This window comes from Streptomyces sp. NPDC001787 (genome assembly GCF_040297465.1).
Taxonomy (GTDB): Bacteria; Actinomycetota; Actinomycetes; order Streptomycetales; family Streptomycetaceae; genus Streptomyces.
In genome coordinates this window covers 390823-415233 of sequence record NZ_JBEOZE010000003.1, presented here as the reverse complement: position 1 = coordinate 415233, position 24411 = coordinate 390823, and the positions used below count along the sequence as shown (strand labels likewise).

Annotated in this window: 19 protein-coding genes and 2 CRISPR repeat arrays (1 of these 21 only partly in view); of the genes, 17 read left to right on the top strand and 2 right to left on the bottom strand. The window is 70.8% G+C overall.

The genetic code is table 11. The annotated features are described in order from the left end of the window. Window positions 1–849: direct repeats of the CRISPR family, unit length 29 nt; unit sequence GTGGTCCCCGCGTACGCGGGGTTGGTCCC; it reaches 230 nt to the left of the window's first position. Between the two features lie 381 nt (window positions 850–1230). From casA to cas2e, 7 genes are all read left to right on the top strand, one after another. Continuing rightward, window positions 1231–5832 (top strand): type I-E CRISPR-associated protein Cse1/CasA, encoded by a 4602-nt coding sequence (casA, locus tag ABT170_RS06805; protein ID WP_351864607.1) that lies wholly within the window; start codon window positions 1231–1233, stop codon window positions 5830–5832. A gap of 41 nt (window positions 5833–5873) precedes the next feature. After that, entirely contained in the window at window positions 5874–6647 is a 774-nt protein-coding gene (casB, locus tag ABT170_RS06800; protein ID WP_351864605.1) for a type I-E CRISPR-associated protein Cse2/CasB, read from the top strand. A gap of 179 nt (window positions 6648–6826) precedes the next feature. After that, entirely contained in the window at window positions 6827–8074 is a 1248-nt protein-coding gene (gene cas7e, locus ABT170_RS06795; RefSeq protein WP_351864603.1) for a type I-E CRISPR-associated protein Cas7/Cse4/CasC, read from the top strand. Then, entirely contained in the window at window positions 8071–8811 is a 741-nt protein-coding gene (cas5e, locus tag ABT170_RS06790; protein ID WP_351864600.1) for a type I-E CRISPR-associated protein Cas5/CasD, read from the top strand. Before cas7e ends, cas5e begins: the two co-directional genes overlap by 4 nt. Further along, window positions 8811–9536 carry a type I-E CRISPR-associated protein Cas6/Cse3/CasE gene (gene cas6e / locus ABT170_RS06785; protein ID WP_329944818.1) on the top strand — a complete coding sequence of 242 codons (726 nt, stop codon included), beginning with the start codon at window positions 8811–8813 and terminating at the stop codon, window positions 9534–9536. Before cas5e ends, cas6e begins: the two co-directional genes overlap by 1 nt. Next, on the top strand, window positions 9533–10492 hold the full coding sequence (cas1e, locus tag ABT170_RS06780; RefSeq protein WP_351864597.1) for a type I-E CRISPR-associated endonuclease Cas1e: 960 nt from the start codon (window positions 9533–9535) through the stop codon (window positions 10490–10492). The genes cas6e and cas1e overlap by 4 nt, the downstream gene beginning before the upstream one ends. Further along, window positions 10489–10851, top strand: a complete 363-nt coding sequence (cas2e, locus tag ABT170_RS06775; protein WP_351864594.1) for a type I-E CRISPR-associated endoribonuclease Cas2e — start codon at window positions 10489–10491, stop codon at window positions 10849–10851. Before cas1e ends, cas2e begins: the two co-directional genes overlap by 4 nt. Before the next feature lie 143 nt (window positions 10852–10994). Next, window positions 10995–12734: a CRISPR direct-repeat array (repeat unit 29 nt; unit sequence GTGGTCCCCGCGCGTGCGGGGTTGGTCCC). A 364-nt stretch (window positions 12735–13098) separates the two neighbouring features. Here the strand turns inward: cas2e and ABT170_RS06770 are convergent. Then, entirely contained in the window at window positions 13099–13584 is a 486-nt protein-coding gene (locus tag ABT170_RS06770; RefSeq protein ID WP_329944815.1) for a carboxymuconolactone decarboxylase family protein, read from the bottom strand. A 242-nt stretch (window positions 13585–13826) separates the two neighbouring features. Between ABT170_RS06770 and ABT170_RS06765 the strand changes: the two genes are divergently transcribed. From ABT170_RS06765 to ABT170_RS06740, 6 genes are all read left to right on the top strand, one after another. After that, window positions 13827–14741: an RNA polymerase sigma-70 factor gene (locus ABT170_RS06765; protein ID WP_329944951.1), complete on the top strand. Its 915-nt coding sequence runs from the start codon at window positions 13827–13829 to the stop codon at window positions 14739–14741. Window positions 14742–15289: 548 nt separating this feature from the next. Continuing rightward, window positions 15290–15454: a hypothetical protein gene (locus ABT170_RS06760; protein ID WP_266922054.1), complete on the top strand. Its 165-nt coding sequence runs from the start codon at window positions 15290–15292 to the stop codon at window positions 15452–15454. 9 nt (window positions 15455–15463) lie between these two features. After that, entirely contained in the window at window positions 15464–15757 is a 294-nt protein-coding gene (locus ABT170_RS06755; RefSeq protein WP_329944814.1) for a Dabb family protein, read from the top strand. Window positions 15758–15944: 187 nt separating this feature from the next. Continuing rightward, entirely contained in the window at window positions 15945–16805 is an 861-nt protein-coding gene (locus tag ABT170_RS06750; protein WP_266922056.1) for an RNA polymerase sigma factor SigF, read from the top strand. Window positions 16806–17039: 234 nt separating this feature from the next. Next, window positions 17040–17906, top strand: coding sequence for an RNA polymerase sigma factor SigF (locus ABT170_RS06745; protein WP_266922057.1), 867 nt, complete (start codon window positions 17040–17042; stop codon window positions 17904–17906). Window positions 17907–17963: 57 nt separating this feature from the next. Continuing rightward, the gene (locus ABT170_RS06740) at window positions 17964–18791 is read left to right on the top strand and encodes a hypothetical protein (RefSeq protein WP_351864588.1); all 828 of its coding nucleotides are present in this window, start codon (window positions 17964–17966) and stop codon (window positions 18789–18791) included. Between the two features lie 54 nt (window positions 18792–18845). Here the strand turns inward: ABT170_RS06740 and ABT170_RS06735 are convergent, their stop codons facing one another. After that, the gene (locus tag ABT170_RS06735) at window positions 18846–19061 is read right to left on the bottom strand and encodes a hypothetical protein (protein WP_329944812.1); all 216 of its coding nucleotides are present in this window, start codon (window positions 19059–19061) and stop codon (window positions 18846–18848) included. Window positions 19062–19649: 588 nt separating this feature from the next. Here ABT170_RS06735 and ABT170_RS06730 point away from each other — a divergent pair. The 4 genes from ABT170_RS06730 to ABT170_RS06715 all read left to right on the top strand — a co-directional run bounded on the left by ABT170_RS06730 (window position 19650) and on the right by ABT170_RS06715 (window position 24410). Then, window positions 19650–20162: a MarR family winged helix-turn-helix transcriptional regulator gene (locus tag ABT170_RS06730; protein WP_329944811.1), complete on the top strand. Its 513-nt coding sequence runs from the start codon at window positions 19650–19652 to the stop codon at window positions 20160–20162. Between the two features lie 101 nt (window positions 20163–20263). Then, window positions 20264–22732 (top strand): MFS transporter, encoded by a 2469-nt coding sequence (locus tag ABT170_RS06725; protein ID WP_502970485.1) that lies wholly within the window; start codon window positions 20264–20266, stop codon window positions 22730–22732. A gap of 230 nt (window positions 22733–22962) precedes the next feature. Next, on the top strand, window positions 22963–23778 hold the full coding sequence (locus tag ABT170_RS06720; RefSeq protein WP_329944809.1) for a YceI family protein: 816 nt from the start codon (window positions 22963–22965) through the stop codon (window positions 23776–23778). A gap of 155 nt (window positions 23779–23933) precedes the next feature. Next, the gene (locus ABT170_RS06715) at window positions 23934–24410 is read left to right on the top strand and encodes a PPOX class F420-dependent oxidoreductase (RefSeq protein ID WP_351864581.1); all 477 of its coding nucleotides are present in this window, start codon (window positions 23934–23936) and stop codon (window positions 24408–24410) included. Window position 24411 lies beyond the last annotated feature (1 nt).

The following is a 24411-nucleotide window of genomic DNA, read 5'->3' as shown; positions in this document are numbered from 1 at the left end:
GACGAGCTGCGGATGTGGTCCCCGCGTACGCGGGGTTGGTCCCCGCCTGGCGCACTTCGAGCGGCGCCAGGCCGAGTGGTCCCCGCGTACGCGGGGTTGGTCCCGGACGCCCCCAGCTCCTCCGGCGTGTACCTGTGTGGTCCCCGCGTACGCGGGGTTGGTCCCGGCCTGGACGAGCGGGTCGGCAGTACGGTCGGGTGGTCCCCGCGTACGCGGGGTTGGTCCCAACACCATCAGCCACTGCCCGGCGGTGTCCACGACGGTGCCCTCGTGGTCCCCGCGTACGCGGGGTTGGTCCCCGGTGGAAGGCCCGCCCGAGACCCGGGACGGCAGTGGTCCCCGCGTACGCGGGGTTGGTCCCTCTGCGCCCAGGTGCGGGCCACGCACCTACGGGTGGTCCCCGCGTACGCGGGGTTGGTCCCGCCTGCTCCGGCCGCCCCACGTTGGTGCACAGGTGGTCCCCGCGTACGCGGGGTTGGTCCCGGCCGATCCTCCGAGCCCTTCGACACTGAGAGGTGGTCCCCGCGTACGCGGGGTTGGTCCCCTGACTGCCACCTCGGCGGTCTACCTGTCACCGTAGTCCCCGCGTACGCGGGGTTGGTCCCGTCATGGCGTCCGCGATGACGTCGACGATCCGGTGGTCCCCGCGTACGCGGGGTTGGTCCCGTAGTACAGCGCCGTGTCCATGTTCAGACCGAGTGGTCCCCGCTTACGCGGGGTTGGTCCCCTCGGGAAGTACGCACAGGCCGCCATCGCCTTGTGGTCCCCGCGTACGCGGGGTTGGTACCTGCCGGCCGGACACGGAGCTCGGGATGCTGTGGTGGTCCCCGCGTACGCGGGGTCGATCTCTCGTACGGGATCCAGAGTCCCCGTAATCACCGCCAAGTTCCCGCACGAGCTGCGCCAGCGCCCAGGGGCAGGGGCATGTGCTAATCGCTGAGCTCGCTTCCGCCGGGCGAGCCCTCATCGTCGGCCGTCGGGCGCTGCCTGCGGGCCACGCTCCCCGTGCTCCCGAACAGGGGCCCAAGCACGACACACCCAGCACATCAGCACGGAGACACAGAGACACAGAGACACAGACGAGACGGATCGAACAATCGCAGTCCCCCAGGCGGTCAATTCCCGCCCTGCACACGAAGCCCGCGATGACCAATACGTCGCCTTCGGTCAGTTCTCACGCATTTTCGAACAGCTCACCCCACCCCGCACCACGCCCTATCGAATAGCCCCATGCCCAGCGATCTTCCCGAATGCCCCACCGCGTACGCCGAGTTGTCCGCAGCGTCCCGGACCGCCTGGGGCAAGCACGACCGGAAGACCGAGCAGTGGCTGCCCTTGTGGCGGCACATGGCGGACAGTGCCGCCGTGGCCGGGAAGCTCTGGGACGCGTGGGTGCCCGCGAATGTGAAGGCGCTCGTCGCGGAGGTGTTCCCGCGCGGGGCCGCCGATGCCCGGCAGGTTGCCGTCCATCTGGCCTGTGTCCATGACATCGGGAAGGCCACCCCGGCCTTCGCCTGCCAGGTGGACGGGCTCGCCGACCGGATGCGGCAGGCCGGGCTCGACATGCCGTACGAGAAGCAGTTCGGCGTGGACCGCAGGATGGCCCCGCACGGGCTGGCCGGGCAGTTACTCCTCCAGGAGTGGCTGGGCGAGCGGTTCGGGTGGAGTGGGCGGGCTTCCGGGCAGTTCGCCGTGGTGGCGGGTGGGCATCACGGAACGCCGCCGGATCATCAGCAGATCCATGATCTCGGCCTTCACCCACGGCTGTTGCGCACCCGGGGAGACAGCGAGGATGTCTGGCGCTCGGTGCAGTACGAGCTGATGGACGCATGCGCGCGGCGGGCCGGGGTGGAGGACCGGTTCGCGGACTGGGGCTCCGTACGGCTGCCCCAGCCCGTGCAGGTGGTGCTCACGGCGATCGTGATCGTCTCGGACTGGATCGCCAGCGCGTCCGAGCTGTTCCCGTACGAGCCGTCCTCCTGGTCGCCGCTCGGGGCCGTGGGCGAGGACCGACGGCTCGGCGCCGCCTGGGCCGGGCTCGATCTGCCCGGACCGTGGACGGCCGAGCAACCGGACGGCACGGCAGCCGAGTTGTTCCGGGAGCGGTTCGACCTGCCGGACGGCGCCGGGGTCAGGCCCGTACAGGAGGAAGCCGTACGGGTGGCCCGGCAGATGCCTCCCGCCGGGTTGCTGATCATCGAGGCGCCCATGGGCGAGGGCAAGACCGAGGCGGCCTTCGCGGCGGCGGAGATCCTGGCGGCCAGAACGGGTGCCGGGGGCTGTCTGGTGGCCCTGCCGACTCGGGCGACCGGGGACGCGATGTTCCCGCGGCTGCTGAGCTGGCTCGCGCGGCTCCCTGCGGACGGCCCCCGGTCCGTGGTCCTCGCCCACGCCAAGGCCGCCCTCAACGAGGTCTGGTCCGGGATGACGAGGGCCGGTCACCGTACGATCGCCGCCGTCGAGCTGGACGCTCCGGACGCCGCCGTGTCCCGCGCCGGAGCCGCCGATCCGTCCCACCCCTCCGAGCTGCACGCCCATCAGTGGCTGCGCGGCCGGAAGAAGGCGCTGCTCGCCTCATTCGCCGTCGGCACCATCGACCAGGTGCTCTTCGCCGGGCTCAAGAGCCGGCACCTGGCGCTGCGGCATCTGGCGGTCGCGGGCAAGGTCGTCGTCATCGACGAGGTCCACGCCTACGACGCGTACATGAACGCCTATCTCGACCGCGTACTGGAGTGGCTGGCGGCCTACCGGGTGCCCGTCGTGATGCTCTCAGCGACGCTCCCGGCGAAGCGGCGCAGGGAACTGGCCGCGGCGTACGCCGGTGAGGAGACGGGCGAACTCGCCGACGCCCTGAACCTCCCCGACGACGCCTACCCCCTGCTCACCGCCGCCGCGCCCGGCGGGACCGTCCTGACCGCGCGCCCCGAAGCGGCTGCGGGGCGTCGTACCGAAGTGACTCTCGAACGGCTCGACGACGACCCCGCACGGCTCGTGGAGCGGCTGGCCGACGAGCTCCGCGGCGGCGGGTGCGCACTGGTCGTACGCAACACGGTCGACCGGGTGCTGGAGGCGGCCGAGCATCTGCGCGCGCACTTCGGCGCGGACGCCGTGACCGTGGCGCACTCGCGGTTCCTGGCGGCCGACCGGGCGCGCAAGGACACTGACCTGCGCGAGCGGTTCGGTCCCGGCGGTGACCGGCCCGCCGGGCCGCACATCGTCGTGGCCAGCCAGGTCGTCGAACAGTCGCTGGACATCGACTTCGACCTCCTGGTCACCGACCTCGCCCCCGTCGACCTGATGCTCCAGCGCATGGGGCGGCTGCACCGCCACCCGCGTACCCGCCCGCCCCGGCTCGTACGGGCCCGTTGTCTGGTGACGGGTGTGGCGGACTGGAGCGCCGACCCGCCCGAACCCGTAGGCGGCTCGCTCGCCGTCTACCAGGGCACGCACACGCTGCTCCGGGCGCTGGCCGTGCTCGGGCCGCATCTCGACGGAGCCCCGGTGGTGCTGCCGGACCACATCAGTCCGCTGGTCCAGGCCGCGTACGACGAGCGGCCTGTCGGCCCGGACCGGTGGGCGCCCGTGCTGGCCGATGCCCGGCGGGCGTACGCGACCCGGCTCGCCGGCAAACAGGAGCGCGCGGATGTGTTCCGGCTCGGCCCGGTACGCAGGGCGGGGCGGCCCGTATTCGGCTGGCTGGACGGCAACGCGGGGGACGCCGACGACAGCCGCACCGGGCGGGCGCAGGTGCGTGACAGCGAGGAGACCCTTGAGGTGCTGGTCATCCAGCGGCACAAGGACGGCCGGCTGACCACCGTGGGCTGGCTCGACGGCGGGCGCGGCGGACTGGACCTCCCGGAGCACGCGCCTCCGACCCTCCAGGCCGCCGAGGCGGTGGCCGCGAGCGCGCTGACGCTTCCTCGGCCGCTCACCCATCCGGGTGCAATCGACAGGACCATCGCGGAGCTTGAACGATGGGTCGTTCCGGCCTGGCAGGTGAAGGAGTGCCCCTGGCTGGCCGGCGAACTGCTGCTCGTCCTCGACGAGGAGTGCCGGACCCGCCTGTCAGGCTTCGAACTCCACTACAGCTCGGCCGACGGACTCCGTGTGAACCCCGTCGGCGCGCCCAAGGCAAAGGGACTCGACCCCATGGCGCCGCCCTCCTTCGATCTGGTCTCCCGGCCCTGGCTGCCCGTACTGCGCAAGGACGGAACCACCGCCGAACTGTCGCTCCTGGAGGTCTTCGCACAGGCGGGCGGCGTCCGGCGCCTGGTGGGTGATCTGCCCACCCAGGAACTGGCCCTGCTGCGACTGCTGTTGGCGATCCTGTACGACGCCCTCGACGAGGCGGAGGGAAACGCGGCAGGTGCTCCGGCGGAGCTGGAGGACTGGGAGGAGCTGTGGCGTGCGGAGGATTCGCTCTCCGTCGTCGCCGGGTATCTCGACCGGTACCGCGAGCGCTTCGACCTTCTTCACCCCGAGCGCCCGTTCTTCCAGGTCGCCGGGTTGCACACGGAGAAGCACGAGGTCGCCTCGCTCAACCGGATCGTGGCCGACGTACCGAACGGAGAGGTGTTCTTCTCGATGCGCCGGCCGGGTGTGGACCGGCTCGGTCTCGCCGAAGCGGCACGCTGGCTGGTGCACACACACGCGTACGACCCGTCCGGCATCAAGTCCGGTATGGAGGGCGACGACCGGGTCAAGGGCGGGAAGGTCTACCCGCAGGGCGTGGGATGGGCGGGCGGTCTCGGCGGCGTCCTCGCGGAGGGCGCCACGCTGCGCGACACGCTCCTGCTGAACCTCATTCCGACGGGCGAGGGCATCCTGACGACGGACCGGAAGGCCGATCTGCCCGTCTGGCGTCGCGAGACACCGCCCGGCCCCGGCGTGCTGGAGCACGACCCGTCCGTGCCCCGGCCCGCCGGTCCGCGCGACCTCTACACCTGGCAGTCCCGGCGGCTGCTCCTCCACGGCGAGGGCAGCGACGTCACAGGGGTCGTCCTCGGCTACGGCGACCCGCTCGCCCACGCCAACCGATGGAACGCGGAACCCATGACGGGCTGGCGGCGGAGCCGGGCACAGGAGAAGAAGCTGTGCCGCCCGCTGGTCTACCTGCCCCGACAGCACGATCCGAGCCGGGCCGCCTGGCGCGGTCTGGCAAGTCTGCTGTGCGCGCGGAAGTCGGACAGCGATACGACGGGCAGGGGGACGGACCAGAGCCTGCCGTCCGGGGTGGTGCGGTGGCTGACCCTGCTGACCAGTGAGGACGTCCTGCCGAAGCAGTCGCTGATCCGTACGCGGCTCATCGGTGCGGTGTACGGGACGCAGCAGTCCGTGGTCGACGAGGTGGTCGACGACGGTGTCACCCTGCCGGTCGTCCTGCTCCACCAGGACCGCCCGCTGTACGCCGCGGCCGCGGTCGACGCGGTGACGGACGCCGAGCGGGCCGTGGCGGCCCTGGGGCAGTTGGCCGGGAATCTGGCACGTGCGGCGGGTTCGGAGCCGGGGCCGCATACGGACACCGCCCGCGATCTGGGGTTCGGGGCGCTGGACGGACCGTACCGGCGGTGGCTGGCGGCGCTCGGGGCGGCACAGGACCCGGAAGCCGCACGCGTCGCGTGGCAGGCCGTCGCCCGCCGGATCGTTCTGGACCTCGGCCGTCAGCTGCTCGACACGGCGGGGCGGGCCGCGGCGGAGGGGCGGGTGGTGGAGCTTCCCCACGTCGGCAAGCGCTGGATGGACAGCTCGCGGGCGGACCTGTGGTTCCGGACCCGGATCAATCAGGTGCTGCCGAAGCCTCCACCGGACCCGCCCGCTCCTCCGGCCTCCTAGCCCCCAGCCCCAGCCCGACGAAGCCCCTTGGACGGAACCGTATGACCACGACGACGACCGGCGCAGCCGCCGAAGGCTCCTCCCCCACCAGCAGCGGCCGGGCCGGGACGCCGTCGGTGCATTCCCTGGTCATGCGGGCGACGGACACGTACATCGCACGGCTTCAGCCTCTGTACCTCAATGACAACCCGGCGGCTGTGGCGGAGCTGGCCCGGCTGCGGCGCGGGGCGGGCAAGCGGGCGCACCAGGTCCAGGACCTCTGGGGAGTCGGCGGCTTGGAGGAGCTGGCGGGACTGCTGGCCGGCTGGCGGGACTTCCCCCGCCGCACGGACGCCGAGCACGCGGTCTTCCTCGCCTCAACCCTGTGGGCGTTGCATCAGCAGTCGGGGCGCGAGCACGGCATGCACGTCAAGGAGCGACCCCTGGGCGGGGCGGTCCGCGCCTTGATCCGGCTGAAGACGGAGTCGAGGGGCCACTCGGGCGACGAGGAGGAGGGCTCTCCCCTGCGTACGCGCCTGGTCCGGGTCGGCACCGCCGAATCGGTCGAGTCCGTCGCCGTACGGCTCAGGGAGATCGTGCTGCTCCTGCGGACCGCCCGGGTCCCGCTCGACTACGGACGGCTGGCCGGCCAGCTCCACCGCTGGCAGTACCGGCCCGACCGGGCGGCCGTGCAGCGCGAATGGGGACGCGAGTTCCATCTGGCCGCCCCTCCTCGCGCGACGCGCGGCAAGGGCGGCGCTGCGGATGGTGGTGACGCGATCGACCCGTCGCTGGGTGCGTCCGAGGAATACGGCGGCTACGCCGCTGGTGAGTGACGGTGCGTCGTGTCATGTCACGTCGCTTTGCTTCGCGTCGCATTGCTTCGCTTCGCGTCGCGTCGCTTTGCTTCGCGTCAGCAGGAGTCCGTCTTGCCCTGCCCGGTCCGACGACCTCGGCCGGTCCTGCCCGGCCATCCGGAACACCTTCTACGTCTACGAAGAGGAATTGAGTACGCGTGACCAGGACGATTCTCGACATCCACATCCTTCAGACCGTCCCGCCGAGCAATCTGAACCGCGACGACACGGGGACACCGAAGTCGGCGACGTACGGAGGCGTGCGACGCTCGCGGGTGTCCAGTCAGGCATGGAAGCGGGCCACCCGCGAGTCGTTCGCCGAGCTGCTCGACACCTCCGAACTCGGCGTCCGGACGAAGAAGGTCGTGGCGGTCCTGGCCGACCGCATCCAGGAGCTCGACCCGTCGCTGACGCGGGCCGCCGCACAGGCACTGGCCGCGGAGACAATCTTCACGGCGACCGGTTCGAAGCCCGTCGTTCCCAACCGCAAGGGCAACAAGGACGTGGACGACCCCGCCGCCGAGTCCACCTATCTGATGTTCCTGAGCGACCGGCAGTTCAACACTCTCGCCGGGATCGCGGTCGAGGGCGGCAAGGGCGGTGACGTCAAGGCGCTCAAGAAATTCTTCTCGGTCAAGGAGAACAAGGCGCGGGCCAAGCAGCTCGCCCGTACCGAACACTCGGTGGACATCGCGCTGTTCGGCCGGATGGTCGCGGACTCGACGGATCTGGGCGTGGACGCCGCAGCACAGGTCGCGCATGCGTTGAGCGTGCACGCGGTGGAGGTCGAGTCGGACTACTACACAGCGGTGGACGACAAGAACACCGATGCCGAGACCGGCGCCGGAATGATCGGCTCCATCGACTTCAACTCGGCCACCCTCTACCGGTACGCGGCGGTCGATGTCGACCGGCTCCAGGAGAATCTGGGTGCCGGGCATGACTCGGCCCGGCCGACGGAGCCCACGCGGCGGGCGGTCACCGCGTTCCTCGAAGGCTTCATCACCTCCCTCCCGACCGGGAAGATCAACACCTTCGCCAACCAGACCCTGCCGACCGCGGTGATCGTCAAGGTCCGCTCGCGGCGGCCGGTCAGTTACGTCGCGGCCTTCGAGAAGCCCGTCACCATGGGCGAGGCCGGCGGCTTCCTCCAGGAGAGCTGCGAACGGCTCGCCGATTTCGTACCGAAGCTTGAGAACAGTTACGGCCTCGCCGACAGCGGGCAGAGCTGGGTGCTCCGGGTGGGCGAGGAGACGGACGCCCTCGCGAAGCTCGGCGGCACCGAGGTGAACCTGTCCGAACTGCTGGCGGCTGTGGGCGAAGCCGTGGATGCCAGGCTGACCCCGGAGGTCCCGGCCGCCCGGCAGAGCGGGGACCCGGCCCTCGCCGCGGAGACCGGGGCATGAGCGTGCTGCTGCTGCGGCTCGCGGGTCCTCTTCAGTCCTGGGGGTCCGCGGCCCGTTTCACGCGCCGCACGACCGAGAACGCGCCGACGAAGAGCGGCGTCATCGGTCTGCTCGCAGCGGCCCAGGGGCGTGGGCGGGATGCCGACCTGACCGACCTCGCGACGCTGGGGTTCGGCGTGCGGATCGACCAGCCCGGCACCCGTCTGCGTGACTTCCAGACCGCCCACCACGGCGACACGGACAAGGCCATGCCGCTGTCGCAACGCTTCTACCTCGCGGACGCGGTGTTCGTGGCGGGTGTGAGCGGAGAGAGCGGCTTGGTGCACCGGCTGCACCAGTCGCTGCTGGACCCCGTGTTCCTGCCGTATCTCGGGCGGAGATCCTGCCCTCCCTCACAGCCGATCCCGATCGGGCCCCCGCTGAACACGGACCTCGAAGAGGCCCTGAGAACCGCGGAATGGGAGGCGTCGGCCTGGTACAAGGAACGTCTCGTCCATTCCTCGCGCCGGTCGGCCGAAGCCCGCCAGGCCCCCGGGGACGGGCTCGGTCTCCTTCTGGACTGCCCGCCCGACCAGGAGCCGGACATCACACTGCGCGACCTGCCCCTGAGCTTCGACCCCCGCAACCGGCGGTACGCGCTGCGGGGCGTCCGCAGCAGAACCGTCCCCCGGCCCGCCGCACCACCGCCCCACGAGCCGACCGCCCTGCTCCCGCCCGTCACACCGAGGACCGACTGATGTACCTCACCCGCTTCCGAGTGAACACCGGCCGGTCAGGTGCCCGGCAACTGCTCGGCTCGCCGCATCGCCTGCACGGGGCGGTGAACATGTCCTTCCCCACCCCGCCGCCCCGGGACGGCTCAGGCCCCCGGGTGCTGTGGCGGGTGGACCGGAACGGAATCTCCGAGACGCTTCTGTACATCACCAGTCCCACCCGCCCCGATCTGACGCACCTGGTCGAACAGGCCGGCTGGCCCGCCTCGGACGAACCCGGCTGGACGACGTTCGCGTACGAGCAGTTCCTCACGGCCCTCCGCGCCGGGGACACCTGGGGGTTCAGGCTCACGGCGAACCCCGTCCACAACATCCGCCACCAGTTCCTCAAGGAGGGCGAACGCACGAAACGCGCCGCCCACCGGACCACGCCGCACCAGACGCGGTGGCTGCTCCAACGGCAGGAGACATCGGGTTTCGAGATCGTCCAGAAGCCGGTGGAGCGCCAACTCCTGGAGCAGGGCGACGAGTACGAGCTGATCGTCCGTGACCGGATCCCCCTCCAGTTCCACCGGGCCCCGGCCAAGCCGAGCCGCAACGACGTACAGATCACCAAGGTCACCTTCGACGGCCGCCTGCGCATCACCGACCCGGAGCGCTTCCGCCGTACGCTCACCCACGGCCTGGGCAAGGCCAAGGCGTACGGCTGCGGTCTGATGACGCTGGCACCGGTACGGGGGAAGCCATGAGCACCGTCAGCCGCCGGGGCGCCTCCTCGCCCCGGGAACTCACGCGGGTCGGCGACCGGCTCTCGTTCGTCTACCTGGAGCGGTGCACCGTGCACCGGGACTCCAACGCGATCACGGCGGAGGACGCGGACGGCGTCACCCACATCCCGTCCGCCACGATCGGCACCCTCCTGCTCGGACCGGGAACCCGCGTCACCCACCAGGCGATGGCCCTCCTCGGCGACAGCGGCGCGGGCGTGGCGTGGGTCGGTGAGCACGGGGTGCGGTACTACGCGGGCGGCCGGGCCCTGACACGTTCCTCGGGCCTGATCGAGGCCCAGGCCATGGCCTGGGCGAACCGTCGCACCCGGCTGAACGTGGCACGCGCCATGTACCGCCTGCGCTTCCCGGGCGAGGACACAGCGGGAAAGACCCGGCAGGACCTCCTCAGAACGGAGGGCCGGCGCCTGAAGGACTGCTACCGGCAGGAGTCGCTGCGCACCGGCGTCCCGTGGCGCCGACGCGACTACCACCGCGACGACTTCTCGGCGGGCGATGCCCCCAACCAGGCCATCACCGCAGCGGCTCAGTGCATGTACGGGGTCTCCCACTCCGTCGTCGTGGCCCTCGGCTGCTCGCCCGGCCTGGGCTTCGTCCACTCGGGGCACGAGCGCTCGTTCGTCATGGACGTGGCCGACTTCTACAAGACGGAGATCGCCATCCCCGCCGCCTTCGACGCGGCAGTCGAGGGAAAGGACGACATCGCGGCCCGGACCCGCCGGATGCTCCGGGACAGCATCAACCGGACCGGCCTCCTCGACCGCTGTGTAAGGGACATCAGGGACCTGCTGGGCTGGGACGGCAAACGCGACACACGTGAGGCAGGGGGCGAGACACGGGACCGCGTCACGCTCCAGTCCGACGGAGACCTCCACGTCGAGAGCGGCCACAACTACGGAGACGAGCCCCTCTGGTGACCGTCATCGTCCTCACCAACTGCCCGGTCGGCCTGCGTGGTTTCCTCACCCGCTGGCTACTGGAGATCTCGCCCGGCGTCTTCCTGGGCGCCCCCACGACCCGCATCCGCGAAATCCTGTGGAACGAGGTACGCCAGTACGCGGGCCAGGGCCGCGCGCTGCTGGCCTACCAGACGAATACGGAACAGGGTTACGCGTTCGAAACCCACGATCACGCCTGGCACCCCACGGACCACGAGGGCCTCACCCTGATCCGCCGCCCGAACACGAACGCACCTCGCACCGCGAAGAAGCCGGCGGACGTGCCCCGCCAGGGCTGGAGCAAGGCGTCGAAGCGGCGGAAGTTCGGGGGGCGGTAGGGGGGTGGGTGAGTGGGTGAGTAGTGCTACGGGAGAAGGACACTTCGAACCTCCCGAAATGAGAAGCAAGGGCCCCTATGCCGGAATCCAAGAAAGTAAGCAAAAACAGCCGCCCCGCTGCCTGAACTTGCAGGTCAGCGTCTGTGGTCCCCGCGCGTGCGGGGTTGGTCCCGTCGACTACGACTCCACCCTGTGGCGCAAGGCGTGGTCCCCGCGCGTGCGGGGTTGGTCCCAGCAGACCGTGACCCTGGCCGCCACCGCCACCGTGGTCCCCGCGCGTGCGGGGTTGGTCCCGCCGCCGGGGCTACCTCAACCAGGTGACCAAAGTGGTCCCCGCGCGTGCGGGGTTGGTCCCGGGTGCGGCATGCGCAGCACGACGCCGAACGGGGTGGTCCCCGCGCGTGCGGGGTTGGTCCCGCGAAACCACGCACTAAGCACAGCGCTGGCGTGTGGTCCCCGCGCGTGCGGGGTTGGTCCCCTGGCATGCAATGTGGGTCCAGGAGATCGACAGTGGTCCCCGCGCGTGCGGGGTTGGTCCCACGGGGGCGCCGGCGGCGATGAGCCGGGCGAGGTGGTCCCCGCGCGTGCGGGGTTGGTCCCGTCTAACCGCTGGTCAGTCACTGGTTCTCACAGTGGTCCCCGCGCGTGCGGGGTTGGTCCCGGCACGGCGGCCGGGGCCGGGATCCTGGGTATGTGGTCCCCGCGCGTGCGGGGTTGGTCCCCCGCAGGACAGACGTCACGTCATGTCACACGAGGTGGTCCCCGCGCGTGCGGGGTTGGTCCATCGGACACCGCCCGTCCGCCCAGGTCAGACCAGTGGTCCCCGCGCGTGCGGGGTTGGTCCCTTCAACAGTCGTGGCAGGTCTGCTTCTTCTGCGTGGTCCCCGCGCGTGCGGGGTTGGTCCCATCCGCAAGGTGCTCCGGTCCGCCGACAGTGAGTGGTCCCCGCGCGTGCGGGGTTGGTCCCCGCTCACGATCTTCCCGATGTTGACCCAGCCGGTGGTCCCCGCGCGTGCGGGGTTGGTCCCAGTGCGCTGCGGGCGATCGTGGACCGGGTCTGGTGGTCCCCGCGCGTGCGGGGTTGGTCCCGTGAGACGGTCATCTGCGTCCGCCGCGGCGAGGTGGTCCCCGCGCGTGCGGGGTTGGTCCCCAGGCCCTCGGCATGCCCGCCACCATCGGTGGGTGGTCCCCGCGCGTGCGGGGTTGGTCCCCCGGCGGGGGACACGCGGAGCGGCTGCTCCTCGTGGTCCCCGCGCGTGCGGGGTTGGTCCCGACCGCAAGATTTCGGCGGCGCCGGGCACGCGGTGGTCCCCGCGCGTGCGGGGTTGGTCCCGGCGGAGATATGGCCCTGGAAAAGGGCGCCGGGGTGGTCCCCGCGCGTGCGGGGTTGGTCCCCACATGGACGACGACGAGATGACCAACGCCGAGTGGTCCCCGCGCGTGCGGGGTTGGTCCCGCGGCCCGCTCCTCGGTCATCAAGGCGGTTGAGTGGTCCCCGCGCGTGCGGGGTTGGTCCCGACGCTGGTCCGCCAGACCACTGCGCCGGAGTGTGGTCCCCGCGCGTGCGGGGTTGGTCCCGTCCACATGTGTGCCTGGTGCGGAACCCGCATGTGGTCCCCGCGCGTGCGGGGTTGGTCCCCAGGAGGTTGGTGTGTGGATGCCAGCCGTTCTGTGGTCTCCGCGCGTGCGGGGTTGGTCCCAGCGTTTCGCTGCCGTAGTGCTCTATGGCCTTGTGGTCCCCGCGCGTGCGGGGTTGGTCCCTGACCCCGTGGCCGGAGAGCCCGCATACATCGGTGGTCCCCGCGCGTGCGGGGTTGGTCCCCTGCTCGTCCGCATCGGAGGCCCCCGGTCCGGGTGGTCCCCGCGCGTGCGGGGTTGGTCCCGACGGGGGGCCCGGGAGCGACTACCGGCCGGGGGCGGGCCCGGAGCGCCCTGGAGCCGGTGGCCGGTAGCTGGGGCGGCTCTGCGTGGTCCCCGCGCGTGCGGGGTTGGTCCCTGACCACCAGCCAGATCCCCGGCCATGACTGCGTGGTCCCCGCGCGTGCGGGGTTGGTCCCACCTGAGTTGTCTCGATGAAGACGACATCGTTGTGGTCCCCGCGTATGTGGTGTTCTTGGGGTTCTCCGCTCCGCGGCATTGCGGCCGGATCCGGGCCCGAGCGGGCCAGGGGCCGGGACAGGCCCCCCGGCCGCGGGCAGGTGGCCCGGCCGGGGTCATGCGGGCCCCGGCCGGGTGGCTCTCGTGGGGTCAGTTGAATGCTGCGGCGAACATGCCGGGTTCGTAGGAGCCGCCCTTCTGGTGCACGATCACGGCGAGTCGGTTGGCGGCGTTGATCAGGGCGATCAGGGCGATCAGGGCGGCGAGCTGGTCGTCGTCGTAGTGCTTGCGTACCTGGGCCCAGGTCTCGTCGGACACGCCTTGGGCGGCGTCGGCGAGGCGGGTGCCTTCTTCGGCGAGGGCCAGGGCGGCCTGCTCGGCCTCGGTGAACACGGTGGACTCGCGCCAGGCGGCGACCAGGTGGAGCCGGGCCGCGGTTTCGCCGGCTGCCGTGGCTTCCTTGGTGTGCATGTCGATGCACCAGCCGCAGCCGTTGATCTGGCTGGCGCGCAGCGATACCAGCTCCTGGGTGGACGCCGGCAGCGGCGACTGCTGGATCACGAGGCCGGTGTTGGCGAACCGCTTGGCGAACTTGGAGGCGACCGGGTTGTCGAAAAGGTTGAATCGGGTGGTCATGATCTCGTCCTCACTCGTGGTGTTGCGCTGGACGAACACGAGATGCCGGCCGCCCGCTCCCTGTGACGGGGCGGTCGTGTGACGTGCGCCACCGCTCCCGGGTGTCACAGAACGGCGGTGCCCGGCGTCTTGTGCGCGTGGCACCGTCGAGAGTGAACAGGCAGGAGCAGCCGGTGAAGAGCGAGCACAGCGAGCATGCGGAGGCCGGCGAAAGCGCGGAGAACGGCGAGAGCGCGGAGCACGTGTACGGGGCACTCGCCGACAGCGAGAGCGTGGATCCCGCGACGGAGGCGACAGAGGTGTTCGTTGCTCATCGGAATCTGCTGTTCACCGTTGCCTACGAGATGCTCGGCTCGGCCGCTGACGCGGAGGACGTGTTGCAGGAGACATGGCTGCGGTGGGCGGGGGTCGACCTCGGTACGGTGCGGGAGCCGCGTGCGTACCTGGTACGGATCACCACCCGGCAGGCGCTCACCCGGCTGCGTACCCTCAGCCGCCGCAAGGAGTCCTACGTCGGTTCCTGGCTCCCCGAGCCCCTGCTCACCGCCCCCGACGTCGCCGACGACATCGAACTCGCCGACAGCGTCTCGATGGCCATGCTCCTCGTCCTCGAAACACTCGCACCCACCGAACGCGCCGTGTTCGTCCTGCGCGAGGTCTTCGACCTCGGATACGAAGAGATCGCGGAAGCCGTCGACAAGACCCCCGCCGCCGTGCGGCAGATCGCCCACCGCGCACGCGCCCACGTCGCCGCACGCCGGCCACGCACGACCATCACGCCCACCGAAACCCGAGCCGCCCTCGACGCCTTCAAACAAGCCACCGAGACGGGAGACCTGCAACGCCTCCTCGACCTCCTCGCCCCCGACGTCGTCCTCATGGGTGACGGCGGCGGGATCAAGCAGGCCGTCCTGCGGCCCATCGTGGGCGCCGACAAGGTCGCCCGTCTGCTGGCCGCCGGCATGGGCAGGATCACCGCGGCGGAGCTGCGGCCGGTACAGGTCAATGGCTACCCGGCGCTGGTTCTCCGGATCGACGGCGAGGTCGACACCGTCGTGTCGGTACGCATCGACGACGGCCTCATCACCGGCCTCTACGCCATGCGCAACCCCGAGAAGCTGTCACACATGCGGCGCGAGACCGTCCTGCGCCGCTGAACCGGGACGCCGACGCCCCGGCGCCCGGAGTCCCCCGCGCCCGGGGTCCCCGCGCTTCAGGTCGGTGCCGGTCCGCGTCGAACCGGGCGGCCACATCTACGGGGACTGGGGTGCGCTCGGGGCGGCGAAGGGGCGGCGGGGCGGTTGCGCGGGACCGGAGTACGGGCGCTCGGGCCATGCGGCGCCGCGCGGAACTGCCGAACAACCGGGCCCGGAGATTTAGGTCGGGGGAAGCGGCATCGGGGGGACAAGCCGCTTCCCCCGATGAGAACAGGCCCTACTGGTCCCCGCCGCAGTCAGGGGGAAGTCTCGCGGCGTGGACCCCACAGAGAGGTCCTGTTCCAGCCCCTCGGATTCCTGCCAGATCCGCTGGGCTCGTCACCCATCCTGCCCCTCCCCGGGAGCCGCCCCGGCGGGCAAAAGACCCCGACAGCCGGGCCATAGGTCCTTAAAGAGCGCATCAGTGATCGGAAACAACCACGGAATACGGCCACGTGTGCGGATAGAATCGCCCGACTGCGCACGGGATCGAAGGGGAGGCAGGGGCTGTGGTGCAAGCGAAGAAGATCGCGCTCTACATAGTGGTGGTCTTCGTGCTGTACACGATCATCACGTCCCCGGCCAGGGCCGCGGATCTCGTCCAGGTAGGGTTCGAAGGCGTTTCCAGCGCCGCCCAGGGCGTCGGCGACTTCATGTCCGAGCTGGTGAAGTAGGAGTACCCGATGATCCGCCACCTGGTCCTGTTCAAGCTGAACGACGGCGTCGAGCGGGACGATCCGCGGGTGGTCGCCGGGGAGCGTGCCTTCCGGGAGCTCGACGGGGTGGTTCCGGAGCTGGAGTTCTGGGAGTGCGCGTGGAACATCACCGACCGGCCGATCGCGTACGACTTCGCCATCAACTCCGCGGTCGCCGACGAGGACGCCCTGAAGCGCTACATCGAGCACCCGGCCCATCAGGCAGCGGCCGGGCAATGGCGTGAATTCGCCACCTGGGTGATCGCCGACTACCCCTTCTGACGCACCGTCCGGCCCTCCGTACCGCAGCCCCTCACCGCACAGGTGAGGGGTTTCTTGGTGTTTAAAACAAAACTGCCCCCAACACGGCTGTATGCGGTGCTTGCACACAGTGGACATGTCTTGTGATGCTATGACCGCTTTTGACGGATGAGTTGACCGCAGTTGACCGCAAAGGGGTGGCATCACCGTGCCGGCCAGTACAGCGCCTCAAGTGCCTCCCCAGAACGTCCCGAACGAGGACATCCAGACCGAGACCCCCGATCCGACCGCCCCGCCCGCCAGAACCCGGGGCGCGGACACCAGGGCCCTCACACAGGTGCTCTTCGGGCAGCTCAAGGACCTGGAGCCGGGCACTCCGGAACACCGCAGGGTGCGCGCCGCGCTGATCGAGGCGAACCTGCCGCTGGTGCGGTACGCCGCCGCCCGCTTCCGGAGCCGCAACGAGCCGATGGAGGACGTCGTCCAGGTCGGCACCATCGGCCTGATCAACGCCATCGACCGGTTCGACCCGGAACGCGGTGTCCAGTTCCCGACCTTCGCGATGCCCACGGTGGTCGGCGAGATCAAACGTTACTTCCGGGACAACGTGAGGACCGTCCACGTCCCCCGCCGGCTCCACGAACTCTGGGTCCAGGTCACCGGCGCCACCGAGGACCTGACGACCGCTCACGGCCGCTCCCCCACCACGGGCGAGATCGCCGAACGGCTGAAGATCTCCGAGGACGAGGTGCTGGCCTGCATCGAGGCGGGGCGCTCGTACCACGCGACCTCCCTGGAGGCCGCCCAGGAGGGCGACGGGCTGCCCGGACTCCTCGACCGGCTAGGTTACGAGGACCCCGCGCTGGCCGGCGTCGAGCACCGCGATCTCGTACGGCACCTCCTCGTCCAGCTGCCCGAACGCGAGCAGCGCATCCTCCTGCTGCGCTACTACAGCAACTTGACCCAGTCTCAGATCAGTGCCGAGCTGGGCGTGTCGCAGATGCATGTGTCAAGACTTCTGGCCAGAAGCTTCGCGCGACTCCGATCCGCAAATAGGATCGAGGCGTAGTCGGATCGGGTAGACCGTAGGGAAAGCGGTTCTGACGGTGTAAAAGCCCTACACCCCTTGTTATCTGCGCAGACACGACGCTGACTTGTCGACTTGTCACTACAGCGCGTTGCCGACATGTGACATTCTGCTGGAACCGCGTTTGCCGCAGCCTCGCCTCCGGTATTCAGGTGGAGGCTGCGTTCCTCCGATGGTCGCGGTCACCGCGACCGTCCGCGACCTCAAGGGGGTGGCATGTCCGCAGAACAGGGCAGCTCGAAGGTGCTCACGCTCACGAAGAGCGTGTCGGCACCCGCCGTGCTCACCAGCTCGTCGGAAGCCATCGACACCCGTACTCTGTCCCGCTCCCTGTTCCTGCGGCTCGCCGCGCTGGGACCCGCACCGGGCCCCGAGGGAACGGACAGCCCGGAGCGGGCGTACGTGCGGGACACACTCATCGAGCTCAACCTCCCACTGGTGCGGTACGCCGCGGCGCGCTTCCGGAGCCGCAACGAGCCGATGGAGGACATCGTCCAGGTCGGCACGATCGGCCTGATCAAGGCGATCGACCGGTTCGACTGCGAACGGGGCGTGGAGTTCCCGACCTTCGCGATGCCCACCGTCGTCGGGGAGATCAAGCGGTTCTTCCGCGACACCTCCTGGTCGGTACGGGTGCCCCGCCGCCTCCAGGAGCTGCGGCTCGCCCTCACCAAGACCAGCGACGAGCTGTCCCAGAAGCTCGACCGCTCGCCGACCGTGCCGGAGCTGGCCAAGGCGCTCGGGGTCTCCGAGGAGGACGTGGTCGACGGCCTGGCCGTCGGCAACGCGTACACCGCCTCCTCGCTGGACTCCCCCTCGCCCGAGGACGACGGCGGCGAGGGCTCGCTCGCCGACCGCCTGGGGTACGAGGACGCGGCGCTGGAAGGCGTCGAGTACCGCGAGTCCCTGAAGCCGCTGCTGGCCAAACTCGCCCCGCGCGAACGCCAGATCATCATGCTGCGCTTCTTCGCCAACATGACCCAGTCGCAGATCGGCGAGGAGGTCGGCATCTCGCAGATGCACGTCTCCCGGCTGCTCACACGCACACTCGCCCAGCTCAGGGAAGGGCTGATCGCCGACTGACCCGGTGCAGTGCGCACAAGGGTTCCGAATTGACGGACCGTCAGCCACACTGACGCGATGCGACGTCAGACAATCGGCTCGACCGGCCGCCGGGGCACCGTGATCGCCGCCTCGGCGGCCGTGCTGTGTCTGGGCGGCACCCTGGCCGCCTGCGCGGGCGGCACGGGCGACGGCGACGGCTACGCGGCCGTGGGAGCCGCCGCAGGCCCCGAGAGAACGCCCGAGGGCGCGGGGGCCCCTTCGGGGCGGGTGACGCTGATCCCGCTGGACGAGGCCGGGGGCGGCGGGCCGAAGAGCGGCGGAAAGGGCACCGGGAACACCGGGGGCACCGCGGAGGGCACCGGAAGCGGCCCCTCCGGCCGCACGGGCACGGCGGGTGGCGGCTCGGGGGGAGCGACCGGTCCCGGAAGTCCGGACGCGCCCGCAGGGGCATCCGGTGGGCGCGGAACACCCGGTTCCACGCCGCCGGCGGGCGGCGGCACGGGGGGCAGTGCAAGTGGCGGCACGGGTGGCGGTACGGGTGGCGGCACCTCGCCCGGCGCGCCGTCCACCACCCCCGGCACACCCACTCCGCCCACTCCGGCCGTGCTGAGGATCGGCACCCCCGAGCGCACCCCGGCCGACGAGCGCTGGTGCGAGAACGTGAGCGTGGAGTTCCGTAATACCGGCGGCTCACCGGCGCGCTCGGGCACCGTCACCTTCGCCACGCACATCATCGGCGCGCTGGGGGTCGACTGGGCGACGATCGAGTCGACGCAGCCGCTGCCCGCGCCGATCGACGCGGGAGCGGTGCGGAAGAAGACGTACACCGTCTGTGTGGACGCCTGGCGGGTTCCCCTGGGTATGCGTGTCGAGACCCAGGACGTCACCGCCGTATGGAAGTGAGACACCCGCGTGCGCGCGGGTGCCCCGGTACGGGACCGGCCGGGCGGCGGAAGATCAGCTGAGCGCGAGCCAGGCGACCGCGCCGAGGACGACGACGACCGCGACGACCGCCGCGATCACCCCGGCCTTCGGCCCGGACGAGGTCGCCGCCGGCTGCTGCCGGCGCTGCGGCTCGCCCTCGTCGACAAAGGCGCGGAACATCTGCGTGCTGCCCGCCGGGTCGTGATTGCCCTCGGGGCCCTGCTGAGGGGCGTGGGGGTTGTGTGCCATGGGGCAGGACCCTAGCGAACTCGGACGTACGGCCCAACCCCCGGGGCCCACAGGGAGGGTGACACGTAGGTACACATCACCCCTTAACGTCCGGCCGGGGCGCCTCCTCGGCATGTACGGAGGAGTGACGCCGGCGCCACCCGTGCCACCCGTGCCACCCATGCCACCCATGCCACTGGTGACGCCAGTGACCCCGGTGACGCCCGCGCCACTGGTGATGCCAGTGACGCCAGTGACGCCGGTCACGCGGAACCGGGGTGCCTCCGCCGGCGTACAGCAGCACGCCTCCGCTCGCGCACGGCTGGGCGCCTCCACCCACGTGCAGCAGGACACCTCCCGCTCACGTACGCGGCAGGGTGCCCCCGGCCGCACCCGGGCCCTCCGCGGCAGGGCCGTACGGCGTCGGCGTGACGCGGCACACAGCCCGCCCGGGGTGCGCCGCGGAGGCGCCGCCACCCTTGACCGGGACCCTACGGAGGCTTTTGCCTTCCTTTACTTCTGCAAGCCCATTTTCGTTTGCCTGCGGCAACCAACGAATCTATGGTTGCCCTAAGCAACAAGATATCGGTGAGTCTGTCTGGGGGTCCCGTGGCCAAGCGGAGCCAGTACGAGGAACTGGCCCGGCAGCTCAGCGCCGTCGGAGCCGTCAAGCGCGGACTCGCCCGAATTCTTCCCTCCGAGTGTCCCGGTGGCTCCGCCGCCGTGCTGGCGCTCCTGGCTCAGCACGGCGAGATGCGCATCAGCAGACTCGCCGAGCTGCTGGCCGTGGACATGTCGGTGACCAGTCGTCATGTCGCCCATGTGGCAGAGCACGGCTGGATCGAACGGTCTCACGACCCTGCGGACAAGCGGTCCCGCATCCTGCGGCTGACCCCCGCCGGCAACGAGCAGCTCGACGAGCTGACCCGGCGGACCACCGAAATGTTCGCCCGCAATCTTCAGGACTGGTCCGACGAAGACGTCGGACAGCTCAACTCGCTGTTGGCCCGGCTGCGCGACAGCTTCGCCTGTCGCGGCTCCGGCGGATGCGCCCCCGGGACACACACCGGTGACTGCCGCACCCGGCCCTCCGGCGACGCGCACACCCGTACACCTGTGTAACAGAAGCAAAGAGAAGGAACTCCATGGCTACGACCACACCAACCGGTGTGCGGGGCGGCCACGCCAAGCACGGCGGCGCCGATGCCGCCGACGGCACGCCGATGACACACCGGCAGATCATGGAAGCGCTGACCGGGCTCCTGCTCGGCATGTTCGTCGCGATCCTGTCGTCGACGGTCGTCTCCAACGCCCTGCCGGAAATCATCTCCGACCTCGGCGGCGGCCAGAGCGCATACACCTGGGTCGTCACGGCCTCGCTCCTGGCCATGACCGCCACCACCCCCCTGTGGGGCAAGCTCTCCGACCTGTTCAGCAAGAAGCTGCTGGTCCAGATATCCCTGGTCATCTACGTCGCGGGCTCGGTCGTGGCCGGCATGTCGACCAGCAGCGGCATGCTCATCGCCTGCCGCGTCGTGCAGGGCATCGGCGTCGGCGGCCTCTCCGCCCTCGCCCAGATCGTGATGGCCGCGATGATCGCCCCGCGTGAGCGCGGGCGCTACAGCGGCTACCTCGGCGCCGTCTTCGCCGTCGCCACCGTCGGCGGCCCGCTCCTCGGCGGTGTCATCACCGACACCAGCTGGATGGGCTGGCGCTGGTGCTTCTACGTGGGTGTGCCGTTCGCGGTCATCGCTCTGATCGTGCTCCAGAAGACCCTGAAGCTCCCGGTCGTCAAGCGCGAGGTCAAGGTCGACTGGTCGGGCGCGTTCTTCATCAGCGCCGCCGTCTCGCTGCTGCTGCTCTGGGTGACCTTCGCGGGCGACAAGTACGACTGGATCTCCTGGCAGACGTACACGATGCTCGGCGGCACCGTCGTCCTCATCGGCCTCTTCCTGCTCATCGAGTCCAAGGCCAGCGAGCCGATCATCCCGCTGCGCCTCTTCCGCAACCGCACGATCACGCTGGCCTCGGTGGCCTCGCTGTTCGTCGGTATCGCGATGTTCGCGGGCACCGTCTTCTTCAGCCAGTACTTCCAGCTGGCGCGCGGCAAGTCGCCGACGATGTCCGGCGTCATGACGATCCCGATGATCGCGGGTCTGTTCCTCTCCTCGACCGTCTCGGGCCAGATCATCACCAAGACGGGCCGCTGGAAGGCCTGGCTGGTCAGCGGTGGCTTCCTGGTCACCGCCGGTCTCGGGATGCTCGGCACCATCCGGTACGACACCGAGTACTGGCACATCGCGGTCTACATGTTCGTCATGGGTCTCGGCATCGGCATGATGATGCAGAACCTGGTCCTCGCCACACAGAACCAGGTCGCCCCCAGCGACCTCGGCGCGGCCAGCTCCGTCGTCACCTTCTTCCGTTCGCTCGGTGGTGCCATCGGTGTCTCGGCGCTCGGCGCCGTCATGGCGAACCGCGTCACCCACTACGTCAAGGACGGCCTCGCGGACCTCGGTCCCGAAGGTGCCGCCATGGGCCACGGCGGCACCGGCGGCGGGGGCATCCCCGACCTGGACACGCTGCCCGGCCCGATCCGCACGGTCGTCGAGGCCGCGTACGGCCACGGCGTCGGCGACGTCTTCCTCTACGCCGCTCCGGCCGCGCTCATCGCCTTCATCGTGACGATCTTCATCAAGGAGGTCGCGCTGAAGACGAGCGCCGCGAGCGACGTCCCGGCCACGGCCCAGTCCTCCGCGCCGGTGCCCGCCCTGTCGTCCGCCCCGGCTCCGGTCCCCGCCCACGCCCTGGTCGGGGCGGAGGCTCCGGCATCGGTGACGGCCTCGGCCGCGGCACCGGCCCCGGCGCCCCTCGCCGGTACGGGGTCGGCGGCGGGTTCGCCCGAGGCTCCCACGGCCACCGTTCAGGGCCTTCCGGTGCACGGTGTGGTGCGCGGCGCCGAGGGCGCGCCCGTCGCCCGCGCCGCCGTCACCCTGATCTCGCTGGGCGGCCGGCAGCTCGGCCGCTCCGTCGCCCGCGCCGACGGCGGCTACACCCTGGACGCGCCGGGCTCCGGCAGCTACGTCCTGATCGCGTCCGCCGACGGTTTCCAGCCGCAGGCGACCACCATGGTCGTCGGCGAGGAGCCGCTGGCCTTCGACATCCTGCTGGTCGGTACGAGCGGCCTCGCCGGAACCGTCAGGGCCGCCGAGTCCGGTACGCCGGTCGAGAGCGCCATGGTCATCGTGACCGATGTGCGCGGCGACGTGCTGGCCACCGGCACGTCCGGTGGGACGGGCGAGTTCGCGTTCGGCGAGCTGGTTCCCGGTGCGGTGACCGTCGCGGTCAACGCCGCGGGCTTCCGCCCGCTCGCCCTGCCGGTGGAGATCGGCGGCCAGGGCGTCACCCGGGTCGACGCCGCCCTCCGGGCCGGTGCGCTGGTCCAGGGTGTCGTACGGGCCGGTGCCGCGCGGGCCCCGCTGCCCGACGCACGGGTCACGCTGATCGACGCGGCGGGCAACGTGGTCGCCACCTCGACGACCGGCCAGGACGGGGCGTACGCCTTCACCGACCTGGACGCGGGCGAGTACTCGGTCATCGCGACCGGCTACCCGCCGGTGGCCGGCTCGCTGACCGTGGCCGGTCACGGGGTCGACGGCCACGACATCGAGCTCGCCCACCCCGGCGAGTGAACCGGTAGCCCGCGGCGACGCGGGTACCCCGGGATCGGAGCTACCCCGGGATCGGAGGTATCCCGGGTGACAAGACCCCTGGCGGTACGGCACTCCCAGCGGAGAGGCTGTCCCGGCCGGTGGAAATGGGCCCCGGCGGTGGGGACGGCAGGCAGGGGACGGCCTGCCGCCCCCGCCCCGGGGCCCGACTCATTGACCCACCGGGTCAAGAAGCAAGGAGAGAAAACGGGATGGCACTTCGCGCACAGGTACGGACGCGGGACGGCTGGGCGGTCCAGCACGCGGTCGTCACGGTCACCGACATGACCGGCACCCAGGTGCTGCGGGCCGCCGCCGACGAGAACGGTGCCGTCCGTACCGACGGCACCCTGCCGGCCGGCGCGTACACGGTGATCGTCACCGCGGTCGGGTACGCCCCCGCCGCCTCCACCGCACTCGTCACGGCCAGTGGCGTGATCTCCGGCGGGCAGATCGTGCTGGCCCGGCAGGGCGGCGTGGAGCTTCCGCCGCCGGGCGCCTGGTCGCTGGACCCGGCGCACTGCTCGGTGGCCGCGGTGGCCCAGCACCTGGGGATCTCCAGCGTGCACGGCCGGTTCACCGAGTTCGGCGGCCGGATCGAGATCGCCGAGGACATCTCCCGGTCCCGGGTGGACGCCGTCATCGGCGCGGCCAGCATCGAGACGGGCAACGGCATGCGGGACAAGCACCTGCGCTCGCCCGACTTCCTGGACGTGGACCGGTTCCCGGAGATCACCTACCGCTCCAGCGGGCTGTCCCCGGCGGGACCCGACCGCTGGACCGTGCACGGCGAACTGTCGATGCACGGTGTCGTGCGGGCCATCGACCTGGACCTCAGCTACCTGGGCACCGGCCCCGACCCGTGGGGCGGGGTACGCGCGGCCTTCCACGCCACGGCCGAGCTGCGCCGCGACGACTTCGCCATGAACTACAACCAGGTGGTGCAGGCGGGCATCTCGGCGATCGGAACGACACTGCGCGTGGAGCTGGACATCCAGGCCGTACAGGGCGAGGCCCTGCCGTCGTAGAACGCCGCCACGACGGGAGGCGGTCCCGCGTCGCCGGGGACCGCCTCCGTGGGGACCACGTCACGGGGGATTGCCTCCGTGGGGGGACCGGCGCCGTGGAAGACCACCGTCGCGGGGACCGGCGCCGTGAGGACCGCCACCGTAGGGTTGGCTCCATGGCACCCGCACCCGACATCGCGACCAACACCGCCGTGGAACTCGACGAGTTGCTGGCCTTCGTACGGCCCAGGCACCGGGCGGTCCTGCTGACCACCCGGTCCGACGGCCGCCCCCAGGGCTCCCCGCTGACCTGCGGCGTCGACGACGCGGGCCGGATCGTCATGTCGACCTACCCCGAACGGGCCAAGACCCGCAACGCGAAGCGGGACGAGCGGGTCAGCGTGATCGTCCTGTCGGACGAGTGGAACGGGCCATGGGTGCAGATCGACGGCTCGGCCGAGGTGATCGACTCACCGGATTCGGTCGAGCCGCTCGTCGAGTACTTCCGGAACATCTCCGGTGAGCACCCCGACTGGGACGAGTACCGGGCGGCGATGGTGAAGCAGGGGAAGTCGATCATCCGGGTCACCCCGGAGCGCTGGAGCCCGATCGCCACCGGCGGATTCCCCGCCCGTCTCGCCCCGGGAAACTGAC